This window comes from Afipia felis ATCC 53690, assembly GCF_000314735.2.
GTDB lineage: Bacteria > Pseudomonadota > Alphaproteobacteria > Rhizobiales > Xanthobacteraceae > Afipia > Afipia felis.
Genome location: NZ_KB375270.1, coordinates 3212041 through 3230244, shown reverse-complemented (window position 1 = coordinate 3230244; position 18204 = coordinate 3212041). Strand labels below are relative to the sequence as shown.

The 18204-nt window shown below is 61.4% G+C and carries 23 protein-coding genes; 10 read left to right on the top strand and 13 right to left on the bottom strand.

The features are described 5' to 3' along the window. Window positions 1-203: 203 nt before the first annotated feature. Window positions 204-632 (bottom strand): MerR family transcriptional regulator, encoded by a 429-nt coding sequence (locus HMPREF9697_RS15420; RefSeq protein WP_002718167.1) that lies wholly within the window; start codon window positions 630-632, stop codon window positions 204-206. A gap of 85 nt (window positions 633-717) precedes the next feature. On the opposite strand from HMPREF9697_RS15420, the gene HMPREF9697_RS15415 reads away from it, so the two are divergent. The 5 genes from HMPREF9697_RS15415 to HMPREF9697_RS15400 all read left to right on the top strand — a co-directional run bounded on the left by HMPREF9697_RS15415 (window position 718) and on the right by HMPREF9697_RS15400 (window position 5499). Continuing rightward, the gene (locus HMPREF9697_RS15415) at window positions 718-1134 is read left to right on the top strand and encodes a mercuric transporter MerT family protein (protein ID WP_002718166.1); all 417 of its coding nucleotides are present in this window, start codon (window positions 718-720) and stop codon (window positions 1132-1134) included. Window positions 1135-1204: 70 nt separating this feature from the next. Beyond that, window positions 1205-1381 carry a hypothetical protein gene (locus tag HMPREF9697_RS21260; protein WP_002718165.1) on the top strand — a complete coding sequence of 59 codons (177 nt, stop codon included), beginning with the start codon at window positions 1205-1207 and terminating at the stop codon, window positions 1379-1381. A 405-nt stretch (window positions 1382-1786) separates the two neighbouring features. Further along, window positions 1787-3220: a mercury(II) reductase gene (merA, locus tag HMPREF9697_RS15410; protein WP_002718164.1), complete on the top strand. Its 1434-nt coding sequence runs from the start codon at window positions 1787-1789 to the stop codon at window positions 3218-3220. Window positions 3221-3374: 154 nt separating this feature from the next. Next, on the top strand, window positions 3375-4724 hold the full coding sequence (locus HMPREF9697_RS15405) for a dihydrolipoyl dehydrogenase family protein (protein ID WP_002718163.1): 1350 nt from the start codon (window positions 3375-3377) through the stop codon (window positions 4722-4724). 7 nt (window positions 4725-4731) lie between these two features. Beyond that, entirely contained in the window at window positions 4732-5499 is a 768-nt protein-coding gene (locus tag HMPREF9697_RS15400; protein WP_002718162.1) for a haloacid dehalogenase type II, read from the top strand. Window positions 5500-5533: 34 nt separating this feature from the next. Here HMPREF9697_RS15400 and HMPREF9697_RS15395 read toward each other — a convergent pair whose 3' ends face one another. From HMPREF9697_RS15395 to HMPREF9697_RS15380, 5 genes are all read right to left on the bottom strand, one after another. Then, window positions 5534-6292, bottom strand: coding sequence for a thiolase family protein (locus HMPREF9697_RS15395; protein WP_002718161.1), 759 nt, complete (start codon window positions 6290-6292; stop codon window positions 5534-5536). Further along, window positions 6186-6680, bottom strand: a complete 495-nt coding sequence (locus HMPREF9697_RS20575; RefSeq protein ID WP_081602560.1) for a thiolase family protein — start codon at window positions 6678-6680, stop codon at window positions 6186-6188. The genes HMPREF9697_RS15395 and HMPREF9697_RS20575 overlap by 107 nt, the downstream gene beginning before the upstream one ends. Window positions 6681-6948: 268 nt before the next feature. After that, window positions 6949-7614, bottom strand: a complete 666-nt coding sequence (locus tag HMPREF9697_RS15390) for a peroxiredoxin-like family protein (protein ID WP_002718160.1) — start codon at window positions 7612-7614, stop codon at window positions 6949-6951. Between the two features lie 151 nt (window positions 7615-7765). Beyond that, on the bottom strand, window positions 7766-8167 hold the full coding sequence (locus HMPREF9697_RS15385; RefSeq protein WP_002718159.1) for a host attachment family protein: 402 nt from the start codon (window positions 8165-8167) through the stop codon (window positions 7766-7768). Window positions 8168-8209: 42 nt separating this feature from the next. Next, window positions 8210-9508 (bottom strand): Na+/H+ antiporter NhaA, encoded by a 1299-nt coding sequence (locus HMPREF9697_RS15380; protein ID WP_002718158.1) that lies wholly within the window; start codon window positions 9506-9508, stop codon window positions 8210-8212. 402 nt (window positions 9509-9910) lie between these two features. Here HMPREF9697_RS15380 and HMPREF9697_RS15375 point away from each other — a divergent pair, with 402 nt between their 5' ends. From HMPREF9697_RS15375 to HMPREF9697_RS15365, 3 genes are all read left to right on the top strand, one after another. Continuing rightward, entirely contained in the window at window positions 9911-10465 is a 555-nt protein-coding gene (locus HMPREF9697_RS15375) for a DUF1003 domain-containing protein (RefSeq protein ID WP_002718157.1), read from the top strand. Window positions 10466-10588: 123 nt separating this feature from the next. Beyond that, a complete protein-coding gene (locus HMPREF9697_RS15370; RefSeq protein WP_002718156.1) occupies window positions 10589-11194 on the top strand; it encodes a sulfite oxidase-like oxidoreductase in 606 nt (201 codons plus the stop codon). Beyond that, entirely contained in the window at window positions 11187-11915 is a 729-nt protein-coding gene (locus HMPREF9697_RS15365) for an FAD-binding oxidoreductase (RefSeq protein ID WP_002718155.1), read from the top strand. The genes HMPREF9697_RS15370 and HMPREF9697_RS15365 overlap by 8 nt, the downstream gene beginning before the upstream one ends. A 225-nt stretch (window positions 11916-12140) precedes the next feature. Here HMPREF9697_RS15365 and HMPREF9697_RS15360 read toward each other — a convergent pair whose 3' ends face one another. The 5 genes from HMPREF9697_RS15360 to HMPREF9697_RS15340 all read right to left on the bottom strand — a co-directional run bounded on the left by HMPREF9697_RS15360 (window position 12141) and on the right by HMPREF9697_RS15340 (window position 16522). Next, window positions 12141-12725: an MFS transporter gene (locus tag HMPREF9697_RS15360; RefSeq protein WP_244597793.1), complete on the bottom strand. Its 585-nt coding sequence runs from the start codon at window positions 12723-12725 to the stop codon at window positions 12141-12143. A gap of 231 nt (window positions 12726-12956) precedes the next feature. Beyond that, a complete protein-coding gene (locus HMPREF9697_RS15355; RefSeq protein WP_002718153.1) occupies window positions 12957-13688 on the bottom strand; it encodes a peroxiredoxin-like family protein in 732 nt (243 codons plus the stop codon). Then, window positions 13685-14620 carry a LysR family transcriptional regulator gene (locus tag HMPREF9697_RS15350; RefSeq protein ID WP_002718152.1) on the bottom strand — a complete coding sequence of 312 codons (936 nt, stop codon included), beginning with the start codon at window positions 14618-14620 and terminating at the stop codon, window positions 13685-13687. The genes HMPREF9697_RS15355 and HMPREF9697_RS15350 overlap by 4 nt, the downstream gene beginning before the upstream one ends. A 172-nt stretch (window positions 14621-14792) precedes the next feature. Next, window positions 14793-15446 (bottom strand): peroxiredoxin-like family protein, encoded by a 654-nt coding sequence (locus HMPREF9697_RS15345; RefSeq protein ID WP_244597791.1) that lies wholly within the window; start codon window positions 15444-15446, stop codon window positions 14793-14795. Between the two features lie 128 nt (window positions 15447-15574). After that, window positions 15575-16522, bottom strand: coding sequence for a LysR family transcriptional regulator (locus tag HMPREF9697_RS15340; RefSeq protein WP_002718150.1), 948 nt, complete (start codon window positions 16520-16522; stop codon window positions 15575-15577). A gap of 115 nt (window positions 16523-16637) precedes the next feature. Here HMPREF9697_RS15340 and HMPREF9697_RS15335 point away from each other — a divergent pair, with 115 nt between their 5' ends. Beyond that, window positions 16638-17183, top strand: a complete 546-nt coding sequence (locus HMPREF9697_RS15335) for a carboxymuconolactone decarboxylase family protein (protein ID WP_002718149.1) — start codon at window positions 16638-16640, stop codon at window positions 17181-17183. Window positions 17184-17222: 39 nt separating this feature from the next. Further along, window positions 17223-17585 carry a DUF488 domain-containing protein gene (locus HMPREF9697_RS15330; protein ID WP_002718148.1) on the top strand — a complete coding sequence of 121 codons (363 nt, stop codon included), beginning with the start codon at window positions 17223-17225 and terminating at the stop codon, window positions 17583-17585. Here HMPREF9697_RS15330 and HMPREF9697_RS21740 read toward each other — a convergent pair. Beyond that, complete coding sequence (locus HMPREF9697_RS21740; protein ID WP_430642169.1) at window positions 17509-17916, bottom strand: OsmC family protein; 408 nt, start codon at window positions 17914-17916, stop codon at window positions 17509-17511. The genes HMPREF9697_RS15330 and HMPREF9697_RS21740 overlap by 77 nt on opposite strands. Beyond that, on the bottom strand, window positions 17852-18079 hold the full coding sequence (locus tag HMPREF9697_RS21560; RefSeq protein ID WP_002718147.1) for a hypothetical protein: 228 nt from the start codon (window positions 18077-18079) through the stop codon (window positions 17852-17854). The genes HMPREF9697_RS21740 and HMPREF9697_RS21560 overlap by 65 nt, the downstream gene beginning before the upstream one ends. Window positions 18080-18204 lie beyond the last annotated feature (125 nt).

The window sequence follows — 18204 nt, the reverse complement described above, 5'->3', positions numbered from 1 at the left end:
CGAAGAGCGGTGGTACTTTTCTTGTCGCGTTCGCTGGGAAGATCGCTCGCGCTCATTGGAGGTCACAGGTTCGGATCCTGTCCCCACAGCCGAACTACCCCGTAAATTCGATTGCTTGGCTTGTTTTCCGATTCGCGCCGAAGTCCGCGCTTCCGGATAAACTGGGAGCAAAATCCAGCGTGTTTCGGCGTAATCGAGCCGACCTATTCGACGGTCGTCTCACGAAACAACGTCTCGATCAGCGGGCAATCCGGGCGCCTTCCATCACCGCATTGCGCGAGGACCCTCTTCAGGACTCCCTCCATACGTTGCAGATCGGCGATTTTCGTCCGCACGTTCACCAAGTGAGTTGCCGCGAGTCGGCTCGCTTCCGCGCACGGCTGGTCCCGCTCGTCCACCAGACGCAACAAGGCGCGTACCTCCTCAAGTGAGAATCCAAGTTCACGCGCCCTCAGCACAAAGCTGAGACGGCGTTCGTGCGCCCTGTCATAGCTCCGATAGCCGGCGGCCGTTCGCGGCGGCGGTGGCAGCAGGCCGACCTTCTCGTAGTAGCGCACTGTTTCGAGATTAGCGCCCGTCCGCCGGGCCAATTCGGCCCTCTGGAGGCCCTTCGCCGGAGTCTGATCGCGCATCGCAAAAACCTCTTGACCCTGTAGTCGCTACAGACCGTAGCCTAGTTCGAGATCGACGTTTTGGGCAAGCAGAGAGAGTTTGAAGATGCGCGATACACCCGCTGCAATCGCCGCTGCGACGGCCCACGCCTCGGCCGTAACGTCAGAGCGTTTAGACGCAGATCGAACGCCGCGCCTGTTCGCTGTCGGCGGTATCCTCGGCGCTCTAGGAGCGGCGTCGTGCTGCGTCATCCCCTTCGCGTTATTCCTGGCTGGTGTCAGCGGAGCCTGGATCGGCAATCTGACCGCACTCGAGCCTTACCAGCCGATTTTCGCGGGCGTCTCGCTCACCTTCATCGCCTACGGCGGGTGGCGTCTCCGGCGCAACCGGGAAATCGCATGCGCGGATGGCTACTGCGCCACGTCCCAATCGGACCGGGCCGCGAAGATCGGCCTCTGGACCGCCGCGACGTTGGTCGTGCTCGCTGTCGGGTTCCCCTATGCGGCGCGCTATCTCCTCTGAAGCGCCGGCGTCCGGCGAGAGCCACCCTACCATCGACATCCAGTGTTCAATGCCAGGAAAGGTTAGAGACATGAAGACCCAGATCGGAACATTTGCCGCACTCGGCATGCTGCTTGCGCCATTGGCCGCGCAGGCAGGACAAGCCACCGTTATCCTCGACGTTCATCATGCGGGCTGTGTGCTGTGCGGGCCAATCGTCAAGAGCGCGCTCGCCCACGTCAAGGGCGTCACCGGTGTTTTTGGTTAGACAGGCAGACGGCAACGCCGATGTCGAAGCGACCGTCACATATGACGACGCTCAGACTTCGCCGGCGGCGATGATCAAGGCCACCACTGGCCAAGGTTACCCTGCGGAAATCTCGAAGCGCACGAAAAGCTGATGGGCGGCCGCTTCTGCGCTAGAGCTCAAGGATGTAAGCGGAAAAAGTCTCTTGGCGCAATTGTCGCTGGTCTGGCCGTCCTGTGTTCGCCGGACCCGCGCCGTTAGTGGCCGTCGACTCCATCGCGCCTGCTGCGCCTGTGCTCACTGGCTCTGTCGCGATTGTGACCGTCATCGCTTTGATCGGCGTTTGACCTTACGTCGTGACCGGTTGGCCAACCAAAACACTGTCGATTGCTGCGCGCTCGAAAGCGCAAAACGAAAGTCAAACTCATGAACGATTGCTACACGGCGGACGCCACGAATCGAAACCGTCACTACGACCTTGCGGTCATCGGCGCCGGATCAGCGGGATTCTCGGCCGCGATCACGGCCGCCGATCAGGGCGCGCGGGTGGCGCTCGTCGGGAGCGGCCCCATTGGTGGGACCTGCGTCAATGTTGGCTGCGTACCATCGAAGACCCTCATCCGCGCCGCAGAGACACTTCATAACGCCCGCGCGGCCGCCCGCTTTGCCGGCATCACGGCCAACGCCGAACTGACCGACTGGCGTGGAACCGTTCGTCAGAAGGACGCACTCGTTTCTGCGCTGCGCCAAACTAAATACATTGACCTACTCCCCGCCTATAACGGCATCACTTATCTCGAGGGACCGGCGCGCCTCATCAAGGGCGGTATCGAGGCGGGGAGCTTCCGCGTCGCTGCTGGCAAGATCATCATCGCGACCGGTGCGCGGTCGGCGATGCCCGCCATTCCTGGTATCGAGGCGGTGCCGTATCTAACTAGCACGACGGCACTCGACATCGAAGAGTTGCCGCGCTCCCTGCTCGTCATCGGCGGCGGCTATATCGGCACTGAACTCGCTCAGATGTTCGCCCGGGCCGGCGTTAGAGTAACGCTCGTGTGCCGCTCGCACCTGCTGCCAGCGGCTGAGCCCGAGATCGGCGCGGCGCTCATGGGATATTTCGAGGATGAAGGAATTACCGTCGTCTCCGGCATTGCCTACCGGGCAATTCGCGGGATCGCGGGTGGGATTTCACTCATCGTCACCCGCGATAATCGCGATATTGCAATCGACGCCGACCAGGTGCTGGTCACGACTGGGCGTGCGCCCAACGTCGAAGGCCTTGGGCTCGCCGAACACGGCATCCCTATCTCGCCGAAGGGTGGCATCGTCATCGACGAGTGCATGCGCACCACCAGGGCCAACATCTATGCCGCCGGCGATGTCACCGGCCGCGACCAATTCGTATACATGGCCGCCTATGGCGCCAAGCTCGCAGCGAGGAACGCCCTCAACGGTGACAGTCTGCGCTACGATAACAGCGCTATGCCCGCCGTCGTGTTCACCGACCCGCAGGTCGCAAGCGTCGGGCTGACCGAGTTTGCGGCCCGCGCCGCGGGCCATATTGTCCGCGTCTCAACCATCAACCTCAATCAAGTGCCGCGCGCACTTGCCGCCCGTGACACGCGGGGGCTCATCAAACTGGTTGCCCATGCAGGCGACGGGCGGCTGCTCGGCGCCCATATCCTCGCCCCGGAAGGCGCCGATAGTATCCAAACCGCTGTTATAGCGATCCGTGCCGGACTGACCGTACAGCAGATCGCGGACACGATATTCCCATATCTCACCACGGTGGAAGGCCTGAAGCTCGCAGCGCTCGCGTTCGACAGAGAAGTGACGAAGCTTTCATGTTGTGCTGGATGAGGACGACAGTGTCTTGCCGTCCTAGGTGTCGTCGATCTGAAACAGCGAGAATGCGCTGTAACCTTTCAGCATGATTGGTCGAACCATTCTGTTAAGGCCGGTCGCTGGCCTCAGGCTGCGGCAATTGTTATCACTAAGAATAGAAAGGCATCTGATGCAGGGCCGCTACGATCTCGTTGTTATCGGTTCGGGTGCTGGCGCGACGACGGCAGCGTTTCGTTGTCGCGCCGCTGGCTGGCGCGTCGCCATTGTCGACCATCGTCCGTTTGGGGGCACTTGTGCGCTCCGTGGGTGCGATCCGAAGAAGGTTTTGGTCGGAATTGCAGACGCTTTGGACCAGAGCCAGCGATTGCGTGGCAAAGGCATTAGCGGAGGAGAGCCGTCTATCGATTGGCGTCAGCTCATGGCGTTCAAGCGGAGCTTTACCGACCCTGTGCCGAATCGGCGTGAGGAAGAACTCGCCAAGCATGGCATCGACGCGTTTCGTGAACATGCGCGGTTTCGCGGCCCGAACGCGATCGAGGTTGGCAATCAGACGTTAGAGACCCGTTTTACCCTAATCGCGACAGGGGCGGTGCCGATGCGTCTGGGTATCGCGGGCGAGGAGTACCTTGCAACCAGCACCGACTTTTTAGAGCTCGACGAGTTGCCGAAGCGGCTAGTGTTTGTCGGCGGAGGCTTCATCGCAGCGGAATTTTCGCACGTCGCAGCGCGCGCCGGTGCTGCGGTGACCATTCTGGAGCGATCGCCCACAGTTCTCGCTCAATTCGATCAAGAACTCGTGGGTTGGCTCAACGACAAGTCTGCTGGTTTGGGCATCGATATCCGCTTAAAGACACGCGTCGAGTCGATCGAAAAGACCCGGGACGGCTTCAGGGTTGTGACCATATCTGAGGGTACACGCTCCGTTGTGGAGGCCGATCTTGTTGTGCATGCAGCTGGGCGTACGCCAGACCTGGAAACGCTGGATCTTGCAGCAGCAAATGTCTCGCAAGAGAGCGGACGGCTGTTACTGAATGAGTTTTTGCAAAGCACGTCCAATCCTGCGGTCTACGCCGCGGGCGATGCTGCCTCGAGTGGGCCGCCTTTGACCCCTGTCGCGAGCCGCGACGGGGCGGTGGTCGCAGCGAACATGGTCGAGGGAAACCAGCAGCGCCCAAACTACCAGGGCGTAGCGAGCGTAGTTTTCACCATCCCGCCGCTCGCCAGCGTGGGTCTGCTCGAAGACGAGGCCCAGCGGCGAAACCTGCGCTACCGAGTTCGCCACGAGAAGACCTCAGATTGGTACACCGCACGGCGTGTGGGGGAGGACTGTTCAGGGTTCAAGATCCTAATCGAAGATGGCACAGAGCGAATTCTCGGTGCGCATCTTATTGGGCCGCATGCGGAGGAAGTCATTAACGTCTTTGCGCTCGCAATCCGTGCTGATCTGCCCGTGTCGCGATTGAAAGAGGCGATCTTTGCTTATCCGACGGCCGGTTCGGACATTGCTTACATGCTGTGAGGGCACGATGGCGGCGAAGTGGTTTCCCGAAGCTGTTGCGTTCGATGTAATTGAGACGGTCTTCTCGTTGGAAGAATTGCGTCCCCTGTTAGTCGCCGCCGGCTTGCCAAGCGAGGCGCTGGAACTCTGGTTTGCGCAAATCTTGCGGGATGGATTCGCCCTCGACGCGAGCGGCGTATACCGGCCATTTCGGGATGTCGCGTCCGCTACGTTGGAGACCTACATCGTGGAGCGCAGGGACGCAGCCGCCACAAGGCTTGCCGCCGTCATCGACGGGTTCGCGCAGCTAAAACCCCATCCGGACGCCGGCATTGCATTCCGACGACTTCATGAAGCTGGGATACGCATCTTCACCCTCACGAACGGCAGCACTGAAGCGACGGCGAAGTTGCTGCAAGCCAGTGGGCTAGACCAATTTGTCGAAGAAACGCTGTCAGTGGATGACGTCAGACACTGGAAGCCGCGTCGCGAGGTCTACCTCTATGCCGCCCAGCGTGCCGGGATTGCGGCTGGGAAGCTTGCCCTGGTCGCGGCTCACGGATGGGACGTTCACGGCGCGGGCTGCGCCGGATTGAGAACGGTCTATATCGCGCGCTCTAACAAGTATCCGAGAATTATGCGAGCTCCTGACGCCGTAGTGGAGTCACTCGCAGAGGCATCCGAAGCGCTTGTGCATTACGGCATTCCGAGCACACGAGATCGAGGCGACGGATGGAAAGCGACGGCGAGATCCCGGCATAAGCCTCTCAAAATGGCATCGCCGGGCTTGGGCTGATCGGCGACCGAGGATGCGACGTTTCCATCAACGGTCAAACTCTCTCTAGGAGAGCGACTGTCCCCTGCCCGCCGTCGGCACAAACGCTAATGATCCCGCGTGATCCCGCCGGTCGCGACCAAAGCTCCTTCACTGCCTGACTCAAGTCTCTCGCGCCCGTCGCGGCGAACGGGTGACCAATCGCGACTGAGCCTCCATTGGGATTGACGCGGTCCCACCGGAAGGTACCGAAATCGGCGTCAACTCCAGTCTTGGACCGGATCCAATCCCTCCGTTCGATGGCAGCGACATTCGCCAGCACCTGGGCCGCGAAGGCTTCGTGGATCTCCCAAAGGTGAATGTCGTCAAAGCGCAGACCGTGTCGTGCAAGCAGACGAGGAATCGCATAGGAGGGCGCCATCAGCAGCCCCTCAGTATGGTGGTCGACCGCAGCGACCTCGTAATCGACCAAGCGCAAATACGGCGTATTCGACGGCAGCCGGTCGAGGCCCGCCTCGTTTGCAATCCAGCAGCCGGCGGCGCCGTCTGTGATGGGTGACGAGTTTCCTGCCGTAAGCGTTCCCTGTCCGCTCCTTTTGTCGAACGCGGGCTTGAGCGCGGCAAGTTTCTCCGATGACGTATCTGCGCGCGGATTGGAGTCACACTCGAGTTCGGGTAGCTTGATAACCAGATCGTCGAAGAAGCCGCTATTCCAACCGGCAACGGCCCGCTGATGGCCCTTGAGCGCCCAGGCGTCTTGCGCCTCGCGGCTGATGTGCCACTCCTTCGCGGTCTCTTCCATGTGCTCGCCCATTGTTCGGCCGGTAATCCGATTGGCCCATCCCTTGATTTGGCAGCACATAGTCTTTTGGTTCGAGCGCTCGTAGCGCGGCCAAAGCGGCAGCGGGATTGTGTCCGAACAGATCGGTCAGCCGTTTTGATGCCTCGGACGTCAGGGCGATCGGCGGTCGGCTCATCACCTCCGCACCTCCCACCAATGTGAGGTCAATCCCGCTGCCAAGCATACCGGCGGCCGCGAACGCCGCGGTCATGCTCGTCGAACACGCAAGCACGACGGAGAATGCAGGAACGTTAGGATTGAGCTTTGCATCGAGCCAGACTTCGCGCGCGACGTTGCTCCAGCCGAGATTAGGGATCACGTTTCCCCAGACGACCAGGTTGGGTTCGGCGCGATGGGCCATAGCCTGAACGACTGGAACGGATAGGCTGATGCCATCATAGTTGGCGAGCGCGCCCACCGCGCCCGAAGGGGGTGCGGAGTCCGGCGGCGACGAAGACAGTGTCTGGAAAACGGTGCACGGCAGCTCTCATTCTAATGGGGTTTGATCGCGTTCAGCTCGGGCTCTAATTGACGTTTCGGGTATCTCGGGCTGCGAGGGACTTTGCAAACCCTGCATGTTGGACGCTCGGTCGTAGTTCGTGGAATCGTTGCGATTTGCTGCTCGACGTTCATGCGGCGCGCAGGCGGTGCAAGTGTTCCAATACAGGCAAGACGTCCCGTGGCGGAGAACGGCCGGACTGCCCGGGGTTGATTTCGGAGAAGGCGATCAGCCCAGCCCTGTCGATAATAAAGCGGGCCGGGATCGGCAGTGTCCAACTGTCGTCACCGTTGAGAAGCGGGAGGTCGATGCCGCTCTTCATGTGGACTTCCCGGAGGATCTCCGGAATGCGCCAGCGCACGCCGAACAGCTCGGCAATTCGGCCGCCTCGGTCTGAGAGAATCGGAAAACCCAGTTTCAACTGGGTGTGTGCCTTTGCGTTCTCCTCGATCGTCTGTTGTGAGATGCTCACGAGCGACGCGCCCTGCATCTCGACCGACTGCCGGAGGGACTCGAACGCCTGCAGGTCACGGCCGCATGCCGGGCACCACGAGCCGGAATAGAACGTCAGGATCAACGGACCGGGCTTAAGGAGCGTTTCCAACGCAACCTCAATGCCTAGTTGGTCACGCAACCGAAAGGATGGTGCGCTGTTGCCCGCCTTGAGCGCGCGCTCGGCCTGTCGTGTCGCGATCAAGTATTCGGTCGTGCTTCGTATCGCATCCGCAGGGTCGCGCTTGCTTGGCTTCGTTGCCCGACGCGGAGCCGTCGCGTGCGTGTTCTCGCTTTTCCTCATGTCCGGTCTTCCCTCAGCTCGCGGTGGTCAGTGACCCCGGGAAATTCTGGTTAAGGTTGATCGAGTGCAGTAGTCGTCGTCGGTAACTTTGAGTTATTCGCGCAGGTTATGATTGGACGGGCTTGCGCCGCCAGCCGTTTCCAGAGACGCATCAGGCGTCAGCGATTAGTGAGGCGATGTCCTCGAGCGGGCGACGGCTGAAGTCCTTCGCGAGCTCGCCTATGATCTTGCCTCTCAGGTCGCGGTGGAAGTGCTTGCGCATCTCCCCCAGGGTCTCGGGATCGGAGACAACGACCAGGTGCTCAATGGTCCCGTCCAGGCTGAGCGTGTTAAGGAACGCCGCCGTCACTGCCGCGAAATCGTCTTCAACGAGTTGCCTGCTGTCCAGGTTGGCGGAGCCGTTATGGTGGCGTGCGCCCGAACCCGCATGGGCGGACGCGGGCGCCGCGGTGATTTCAACCAGATGCACGCCAGGTTTCACGCCCGTATTGTGGAACAGGCGCACCGTCTCGCCGTCAGCAACCGCTATTGTCGTACCGGTGGGTAGAATCATCGAAAAATCTCCTGTTCACGATTCTGCACAAACGTCGGCAGGCTATTGAGCTTGAATGCTGGGGCTTTGCGCCGCGTCAACGACGGGCTCCTGCTGCGAAGCTCCCCAGAGTAGAACCGTCCCGAAGACAGCCGAAAGAATCGATGCGGCGAACACAGCGATCTTGGCGGCCGAGAAATCAGTGGTGTTTGGGAATGCCTGGCCGGCGATAAAGAGCGACATCGTAAAACCGATACCAGCAAGGGCTCCCGCTCCGGCCAGCTGCCGCCACGTGTATTCGGTCGGCTTGACGGCGATGCCCGTGCGAACTGCCGCGGTAGCCGCTAGAAAGATGCCGAGCGGCTTTCCTATGGCGAGGCCAGCGACGATCGCTGCCATGAGCCAACCATGCCCCACGAAGACGCTCGGGTTGATCGCCACTCCCCGCATTCGCAAGTGCGAAGACTGGGAAGACAACGTAGCTCGACCGCGCGCCGGCGTGCCGCCGCAATCGGTCGGCGGGCGATTCAAGTTGCTCGCGGGTTTTGTGGTGAAGTAACGGGTGAAGGCCTGCGAGAGGACCTCTTCGGGCATGCCCATCCCATCATCGGCAACGACGATCTCGACGAATCCCTGCGTTGCGCCGGCGGAATGCTCGACGTTCCGCGCCGCAATTGTAATGATGCCGCCCTCAGGCATAGCGTCGGCCGCGTTTCGGCAAAGGTTCAGTAGAGCGAAGTACAGGTCTTCTGCATCGGCATTGAACGCCCACAAGTCAGGAGCGATCTCCATGCGGATTGTGATGTCTGGATGGAACGCCCGGTCGAGGCTGCTCGCAATCGCTGCGAGGCGACGACCGTCGACGTACCCGTCGATCGGCTTGGCTCGCGGTCGCGCATCGCCAAGGAGCCGTCGGGTCAGGAACGCGCTTCTTGTGATCGTCTCCTGCAATTTGCCGACGATCGCCTTTCGATCCTCGGCATCATCCTGGCACTCGAGCAATCGAAGCCCGCTGCTGATCACGGCGAGAAGATTGTTGATGTCGTGGACGATGAACTGCGCCGACTCTACTATCTCGCTCGCCCTTTCTGGCTTGTTTGGGGCGATCACGAGATGCGAGTAGGATCGCGGACTGGAGTCATACAGAACCCCCGATACCTCGCCGTCGGGCCCGACGAGCGGGATCTCTACGCACCTGGATGTAACGAAGCCGCGATCGCCGACGTTCCGCACTCTTGAGCTGAATCCTCGCTGCGCTCCGAGCGCAAAACCAGCGCTGTCAACGAGCACCACAACATCCTCAAGCGACTGACTTTCAACAGGACCGCGGAAGGAAACGCCAACTGTCTCTTTGATCTGCATTTCGGACCTCCTGGCCCTCGATCGTTCAACGAAACGTCGAGTCCGGCCCGTACACGAAGGTGGGCGACGATGGATTAGAGATTGAGTCCATGACGGTGGAAAGGAAAATCACCTCTCGCCATGGAGTCGATAGCCGACCGTTATCGGAATGACTGGGGGCTCCTGGGGCGCTGCCCGAAAGCGTACGCCGCGTCTCTCTGCGAGAATTTGCCGACCAGCACTCTTGGCGGCCGACTAGAAGTCTTCGCGCGGCTATCCTGCGGGCCGCGCAGCATTACGGGCGGTTATCGAGATCATAGCTTTACCAGCCGATTCCACGGCAATAACGCTGGTGCCGCGAGCGCGGTCGTGAGGCCGACGCGACGGCGTACACCTCCAACCGAGCGGAACATTGCTGGAAGCATGAAGCAGAAGGTGGAAGACCAGGATGGCATGGAACAAGCCGAGCACGACCTGCTCGCCGACCTCAGGCGAGCCCGCCGCTCACTTCGTCTTCAGGACATGGATGAGCCCCCGGCGGTTGCGCGCCTGACGCCGGGGCAAAGGATAGCGGACGCGGTCGCCACCGTCATGGGATCGTGGAGTTTCATCATCGTCCAGAGCGCAATCCTGGTCGTCTGGATAGCGGCCAACTTGGTCGGCGCGATTAGGGGTTGGGACCCCTACCCGTTCATTCTGCTCAATCTCGCGCTTTCGTTCCAGGCGGCCTACGCCGCGCCGGTTATCATGATGAGCCAGAACCGGCAGCAGGACATCGATCGCAAGGCCGCGGAGAATGACTACCGGATCAATGTGAAGGCGGAGCTCGAAATAGAGTTGCTGCATGAGAAGATCGACCAACTGCGCGAGCGCGAAGTCCTGAAGCTAACGGAGGCCGTCAGGATGCTGACCAAGCTGCTGGAGCAGTCGGCGTCCGGTGCACGCGAGACCGATGCGGAAGCCGGACGGCCGTCATAACGCGCGGCTATCGATTTCATGGCGTGACGTCACTTCCCATTCGCCGCAACGAATTTCATGGTTCGCCGGTAGCGTATTTTATCGGACGACGCTTCTTTTACCTGCCGATGGAGGAAATGCCCCATGGCCACTCGTGGTTTCACAGGCCGCCAATCCGGATCAGAACAATCGGATCGGATTCCTCCGGGACAGCACCTCGTCGATAGCTTCCCGGTGCTTACGGCCGGCCCCACGCCGCGGATTGAACCTGCGGACTGGACTTTCACGCTGAAGGTCGGGCCTCGTCCGGTCAAAACGTGGAGCTGGTCGGAGTTCAATACACTCCCACGAACCAGGATGACACGAGACATCCACTGCGTGACTTCATGGTCGAAGCTCAACACTGCCTGGGAGGGCGTGGTCATCGACGACATTCTCGCCGACGCTGGCCTTAGCGCGCCCACTCCGTTCGCGCTCGCGCATTGCTACGATGGATACTCCACCAATGTGCCACTCGCAGATCTCGCAACCGGCAAGGCGATGGTCGCCCTCAACTACAAAGGTCAGCCGCTGCCGCGTGACCACGGAGGGCCGGCGCGCCTGCTTGTGCCGCATCTCTATTTCTGGAAATCGGCGAAGTGGGTGAACGGGCTTGAGTTCACCGAGCGCGACGAACCCGGCTTCTGGGAACTGCGCGGATACCACGTGTACGGCGACCCGTGGCTTGAGCAGCGCTATACTAATGACTGATACATTTGCCACGACAGCACACTGGCAGAGCTGCGCGATTGTCGAGATCGTGGTGAGAACGTCGACCATCAAGAGCTTTTTCTTCCGCCTGACGGAACCGTTCGACTACAGGGCCGGCCAGCACGTCGATGTCCGCCTGACTGCGCCCGATGGCTACACAGCCATGCGCAGCTACTCGATTGCGTCGGCCCCGAGCGAATCGGACGTGATCGAGCTCGCGATCGAGTGCCTTACGGATGGTGAGGTCTCACCATTTTTTCACGACGTCGCCCAGGTCGGAGATACGATCGAGCTTCGCGGGCCACTTGGCGGGCACTTCCTTTGGCCCGGGCCAACCGAGAAGTCTGTACTCTTGATCGGCGCGGGTTCCGGCGTTGTGCCGCTTATGGCCATGATCCGGTACAGGAAGGCAAGCGGCGAACCCGTACCCGTCGCGCTGTTACTCTCCTCCAAGACTTGGGGCGACGTGCTGTTTAGGGACGAGCTCCTCCAACTTGAAAGATCGTTGCCCGATTTCGCACTCGCCCTTGCGTTGACGCGCGAGCCGGCCGTACGCGGCAGCGACTTCAGTAGGCGGATCGACGCGGCGATGGTCGCCGATGTCGCGGCGCGGCTATCCCGGCGGCATTTTCGTCTGCGGGTCGAATGCCTTCGTCGACATCGCGGCGGACGCGGCGCTCGCGTTAGGGCTGAAATCCAGTTTGAACGTTACGGCGCTTGAGAGACCATCCCTCTCGTTTTGTGAGAGGATAGTTTTCTCAAACGCCGGATTACGCACTCGGGGCAACAGCAGCTACGGTCGCACCTGATGCAGGGAGGCGGCGCAGTCAAGGAAACAGGAGCTACGCAGATGCTGCAGGACTCGGAACATCGGTCGAGAAGTTCGGCGGCCTAAACGAGGTCTACGCTCCGTACTTCCCGAAGAACACACGCGCCAGGATCTTCGTCAACGTGCCGGACTGGCCGGGACACTTCGACATCGAGACCGACTGCCTCGCAGCACTCTAGACCGTCGTGAGGCGCTCAGCGACGCATACAGCACCACCGTCATCGCATTCGCGACGACGAAGCGCCCGTCGCGGAAGAGACGCGGCGGCACGAGCGCATGTCGCGCTTGCCCTTCGCGCAACACCAAGAGAGCGCCAAGCGGTAGCGCAAGCAGAACGAACGCCGTCCCTCGCAACACCGCGCTAGTTCCCGCCGCGATCAGTCCGTAGCTCATCGAGCCGAGGCAAAGCACGCCCACGAGTGGGCTCAACAGGTCGAGCCTGCCGCTGCATTCCGGCCGAGCCGGCCGGACCTTGATGCCCATCGCGAGAGCGGCCAGCGCAATTAGTGCGTTCAGGAAAAAGACGCTCCGCCATCCGACGACATCGACCAGCCATCCACCAAGCGGTGGGCCAAGCGCCGTTGCGATCGCGCCGGCCGCTGCCCAGGTCCCAACTGCCCGCCCGCGGTCCTCGCCTGAGAAGGCGGTCCCTATCGATGCAAGGCTCGCCGGTATGAGACACGTCCCAGCGGCGCTTTGCACGCCCGGAAGACCACGAGCGCCGTCGCAGTCGGCGCAAGCCCGCAGGCGATCGACGCGGCGGCGAATCCCGAGAGGCCGAGAATGAACGTCCGCCGCTGGCCGAACCGCTGATGGGGTCTTGCAGGGTGCTTTCTGGAAGCCTACCAACCCGAACCTCCTCGCGCCGACGTTCTTTATCCCGCGCAGTCTGCGATTACGAGGTCTTGATGCTGGATGGCCGGCCCCGTCAGGCTAGCAGGTGGAAACAGTCCGGCGCAGTGAGGCCAAGATTTGCCCCGGTTCCTCCCGTATCGTGAAGTCGGGTTCGACAAACACGCTGCGGATCCGGCCTTCCGTGTCGATCACGTAAGTTGCGGGAATGGGCAGCATCCAGTCCGGTGACCCGTGCCGCGCCCCGAGGTCGAAACCTAGAGCAGAATAGTGCGCTTTGGTCTCGTCGGGCACCCGGAATAAAATGCCATACGACACCGCAACGCCGTAGTCGACGTCGGAGAGTACCGTCAGGTCCAGCCCCAAGCGTTGCTTGAGGTGCCGCGGGAATTGCCTCGTCTCCGGTGTCAGGACCGCGAGCGTTGCGCCGAGACTCTCGAATTCATCCTTTGCGGCCTGAAGTGCACATAGCTCTGCGGTGCAGAACGGACACCAGCCGCCTCGGATGAAACTCAGGACGAGGGGACCGTCGCGGCGTAGTTGCTCGGAGGAGTGGAGACGGCCGTTCGCGTCCGGCAAGACGAAGTCGGGCGCGGTGTCTCCGACCTTCAACGCGTGCGATGCCACGTCTGTATCGCGAAGCCACCCTACGAGGTGATTGTATGACTCCCAGTCTGCGGCGCTGAACGTCGCCAACAGCTCCGAGCGAATCTGGGCAAGTGTCTTGTCGGTCTGGTTTGGCATCGATGGGGCGTCAGACTGCGGATCGATTGGCTTGAAGTGGTTGGTCGGCGGCGTGCGTGTCGCGGTCATGCCAGCACGCCTGCCGCTTCCGGAAGCGTTGCGTGGGGCATGCCGCGATGGGAGACGTCGATCGACCAGTCGCGAAGCCGTGCGACCTTGACGAAAGCATCCAGCGCCGGCGAGTAGCGTCGCCCCTGCACAGTCAGGAGGTGGACCTCCCGCCAAACCGGGTCGCCTTCAAGCGGAATGGTCTTGAGCGCCGAAAGGCACGGCATGTGCTCGGGCGCGAGCATCACGCCGAAGCCAGCCGCGGCCATGTGCTGCAAGTGCAGTTCGTGAGCGCTGCAGTGGCCGTGGTTGGCCGGTTCCTCGGGGAAATACGATCGTTGAATCTTAAGGGCGACATCGCATCCGGCACGTTCGAGCAAGATGGTTTCGCGGAGGTCGTCGATGCGGATCGAGGGACGGCTTGCGAGTTGGTGTGTCGGCGAGAGAAACGCGACGTAACGTTCCTCGAACAGCGACCAGTCGTCAATGCGGGGGGGGATGTCCTGCACGTCCCCGACCATTGCGGCGTTTATCTTTCCCTCAAGCAAGAGGTCGACGAGTTCCTCCGCTGTACCCTCGCGTAGCTCGACGCGAAGTCCAGGGACGAACTTTGCAATCTCGGCGATCGGGTCGAGGACGAGTGAGGCCGAGATGGAGGGGGCGAGGCCGATTTTCAGTGGCGCGACCTCCTTTCGTTGGAACTCCTGGGCTCTGCGACGCACCGCCTCGGCCGAGGTCAAAGTACGTTCCAACATCGGAAGGACTTCCTTCCCGAGGTCGGTAAGCTGCGTCAGCTGGCGCTCGCGGTAGATCAACTGGCCGCCGAGTTCCTGCTCGAGCTTCTGTACCCCTTTGGTCAGGGCAGGCTGCGTGACGTTGCACTGTTCGGCCGCGCGCGTGAAGTTGAGCGTGGATGCGACGGCGAGGAAGTAGCGAGCCTGATGAAGCTCCATGTGTTGTTCTCCGTCAAGTTGCGGCTGTCTATACTGACGAGCCTTTGTGCTCGACGGCGTGACGGGACACGCCATAACCATGGCGCATGGATGCCACTTGCGTGCACACGTTGGAATGGCCCGGTCTATTGGTTTGGACGCCTGGACACGCTTTCTGGAGCCTGAGAGCGCGCTAGTGCTTGGCGAGGTGGGCGAGGACCGGAAGCAGTTCGGACGGGTCGCCGCGCCGCGTGTAGTCGACGCTGATGTCGGCGTACTCGATCATCCCGTCGGGCGCCACGATGTACCGGGCCGGCATGGTCAACGTCCAGCTCGGATCACCATTGAAACTCGCGAGATCCATGCCGCATACCTCTTCGACGGCGCGCAGTTCGTCGGAGGCTTTCCAACGCAGGCCAAAAGTGTGCGCGACCTTGCCTCCGGCGTCCACCAAGCTGGCGAATGAAAGCTCATTGCGCCTCTGCGTCTCAAGGCTGTTGTCAGCCGTCTGCTGCGAGACGACGACCAGCGAAGCGCCGAAGCTACGTATATCGTGAGAGGCCAATTCGATCGCGCGAAGGTCGACGGTGCAGTAGGGGCACCATCTCCCCCTGTAGAACACGACGACTATGGGGCCGCGACGCAGCGCCTCACGCGACGAGAACGCCCGGCCGCGCCCGTCATGTAGCCGGAACGGAGGGGCTTGCTCCCCGGCCTGCGCGGCGCGCTCTCCCAACCCGGATGTGACAAGCGCTTCCACCGCCCGTTGGCGAACCAGCGTCACGTTCGGCGGGGTCTTGGCCAAATCCTCGGCTTTGACAGCGTCCAATTTGTCTTGGAGTGACATTTTCCGCCCGTCGCGCGCGGCCCGATTTGCCGCTAGCATAATCGCTTATGTAGTGTGGCTCCGGTAGTCTTGCCGCGAAAGTTTGAGTTATTCTTGTCCTGCATGAGTGGTTGCCTCGGGTGAGATAGCTACTTCTTCGGTTTTGGGCCGGATTTTGGCGCAGAGACCTTGGCTAGGTCAGCCGCCAGCGACTTTCGCAGCCGGGACGCGGCGAACTCCATAAAACGTCGGAGCTTGAGAGGCAGGATCGCCTGTCCCGTGTGCACCAGGTGCACCGGGATCGGATCGGGCTCGTAGTCCTCCAGGATCAGCTTGAGCTTCCCCGCAGCTACCGCCCGGGCGACCTGGTAGGAGAGCACGTTCGTGACGCCGACGCTGGCGATCGCCGCGTCGATGGCGGCCTCGGCGGTATTGATCTTCAGCCGGCAGTAGGGACGCACGCTCTTCGGCGCCTTGCCACGCGGATTGAAGATCCACGTCATCCCAGACGCCAGAGCTGTGTAAGTCACGCACATGTGGTCGGCCAGGTCACCGGGCGTCTTTGGGACGCCATGAGCGGCGAAATACTCAGGGCTGCCGCACACTACGGGCCGGATCTCGCCCACCTTCGTCGCGATGAGCGTGCTATCCGGTAACATGCCGATGCGGACGGCCAGGTCGATGTGCTCGTCGACAATGTTTACGGTGTGATCGGAGAGCATCAGCTGAACACTGATCTGTGCGAAGCTCGCGAGGAACTCGTTCACGACCGGTATGACATGGAGCCGTCCGAAGACAATCGGCGCCGTCATCGTAAGGATGCCGCGCGGGACAGTGTACTCCCCGGAGGCCTGAGATTCCGCCTCGTCAACTTGTTCCAGGATGCGTTTGCAGGCGGCAATGTAGGCGAGACCCGCTTGGGTCAGTGACAGTTTCCGAGTCGATCGGACCAGTAGCCGGGTGTTGAGGTGTGCCTCCAGTTCAGCGACCTTCCGACTGACGGTTGGTAGGGGAACGCCAAGCTGCCGCCCGGCCGCGGAAAAGCTGCCGGCCTCGGCCGACGCTACCAAAATCGACATTGCTTCAAGCCGGTCCATCTTCTCTCACATTCCGAGAGGTCGTTTCTCACGGTTATCGGATTATGCCGCCGAACGATAGGGGCTATCAGTGTGGTTCAAAGACCAAGCTGGCCGGCGTGCAATGGAGAGGAACATGTCCCGCATCGATATCCCGGGGCGCGACGACGCGCCCGCGGAATCCCAAGCAATTCTCGACAACATCAACAAGATGCTCGGCTTCGTGCCGAATCATTATCGCTTGATGTCAATCAGTCCGAACGCCCTCGGCGGTTGGGCTGGCCTGATGGGGCCGGTGTCGAAGACCCTCGACCTGAAGACCAGGGAGGGGATTGCGCTCGCAGTCTCGGAGGCTAATGGTTGCGACTACTGCCTTGCCGCGCACAGCTACGTCTCGACGAACATGGCAAAGATCCCTCCGGAGGAAATCGACCTGAACCGGCAGGGCCTCTCCAGCAACCCCAAGCGCCAGGCTGCGGTCGCCTTCGCGAAGGCGCTTATCGAGACGCGCGGCAAAGTCACCGACGCCCAGTTCGCAGCGGTCAAAGACGGCGGGTGGACCGACGCCAACATCGTCGAGATGATCGCGCTGACTGCTCAGTTCCTGTTGACCAATTTCATGAACAACGCGATCCAGACCCCGATCGATTTTCCTGCGGTCAGTCCCGCCAAGGAAGCCTAACGGAAGTGCCCTCCTTGGAGGGGAGAGCTGGAGAATTCAATGTCTCGACGGTCAATGCGGCCTGGTGTGAAACGCGTCTACGAGCAGCCCGAGGCCTCCGACGGCATGAGAGTACTCGTCGACCGCATCTGGCCGCGCGGGCTTACGAAGGAGCATGCCAGCGTCGACGTGTGGCTAAAGGACATCGCCCCGAGCGCCGGCCTCAGGACCTGGTTTGGCCATGACCCGAAACGCTGGCGCGAATTTCACAATCGATACTTTGAAGAACTCCGCGCCAATCAAGTCGCGGTTGAAGAGCTGACGGATCTTATATCAGCTGGCAAAGTCACGTTGCTCTTCGGTGCACACGACACGGAACGTAACAACGCAGTGGCGCTCGCAGACTATCTCGCGGCATACTAGTCGGGGTCGATGTTCGGGATTGAAGCTCGCTCAAGTCGTCTTCATATCTTGCCGCTCGCCCACCGCTGATTTTGTCGTTCGTACGGATGTCAGCGCTGAGGCCCAGCATTCGTCCGACGGGACACATGTCCGCGGCCTGCATCAGTTGGGCCCGCTCCTCATCGCGCAGCTTTCCTTCGAGCCTGATGGAGCGCTCGAACGAGTCCCGGCCGCCGTCCGCTCCGTGGTGATAGGACACAGCGACCTCGACATGAGAAAGCGGGAACTTACGCCTTCGCGCCTGAAACCGTATCGTCATTGCCGTGCACGCAGCGAGCGAAGCGCTCAGCAACTCGTAGGGATTCGCCCCCGCCGCCGTGCCCCCCCTTGCCGTCAGGGCCGCCGATCGAGAACACCGATCCGCCGGCACGGCCGTTGAGCCTGCCAGCGCCGTCAAGATCGTCGGCCACCTCAGCATGTGGGCGGGGAGCGCCATCATTGTTCGAATTTATCATCGTGCTTTCCTTTCAGACTTTGACAGAGCTCTTGGCTGGCTCGTCAGAGCAGGTCGCGGCAGTCGATCAGTTTACACGGCACTTTGCGGGAGCCTCCGTGACGCCGCTCGTCATTTCGCCGGGGC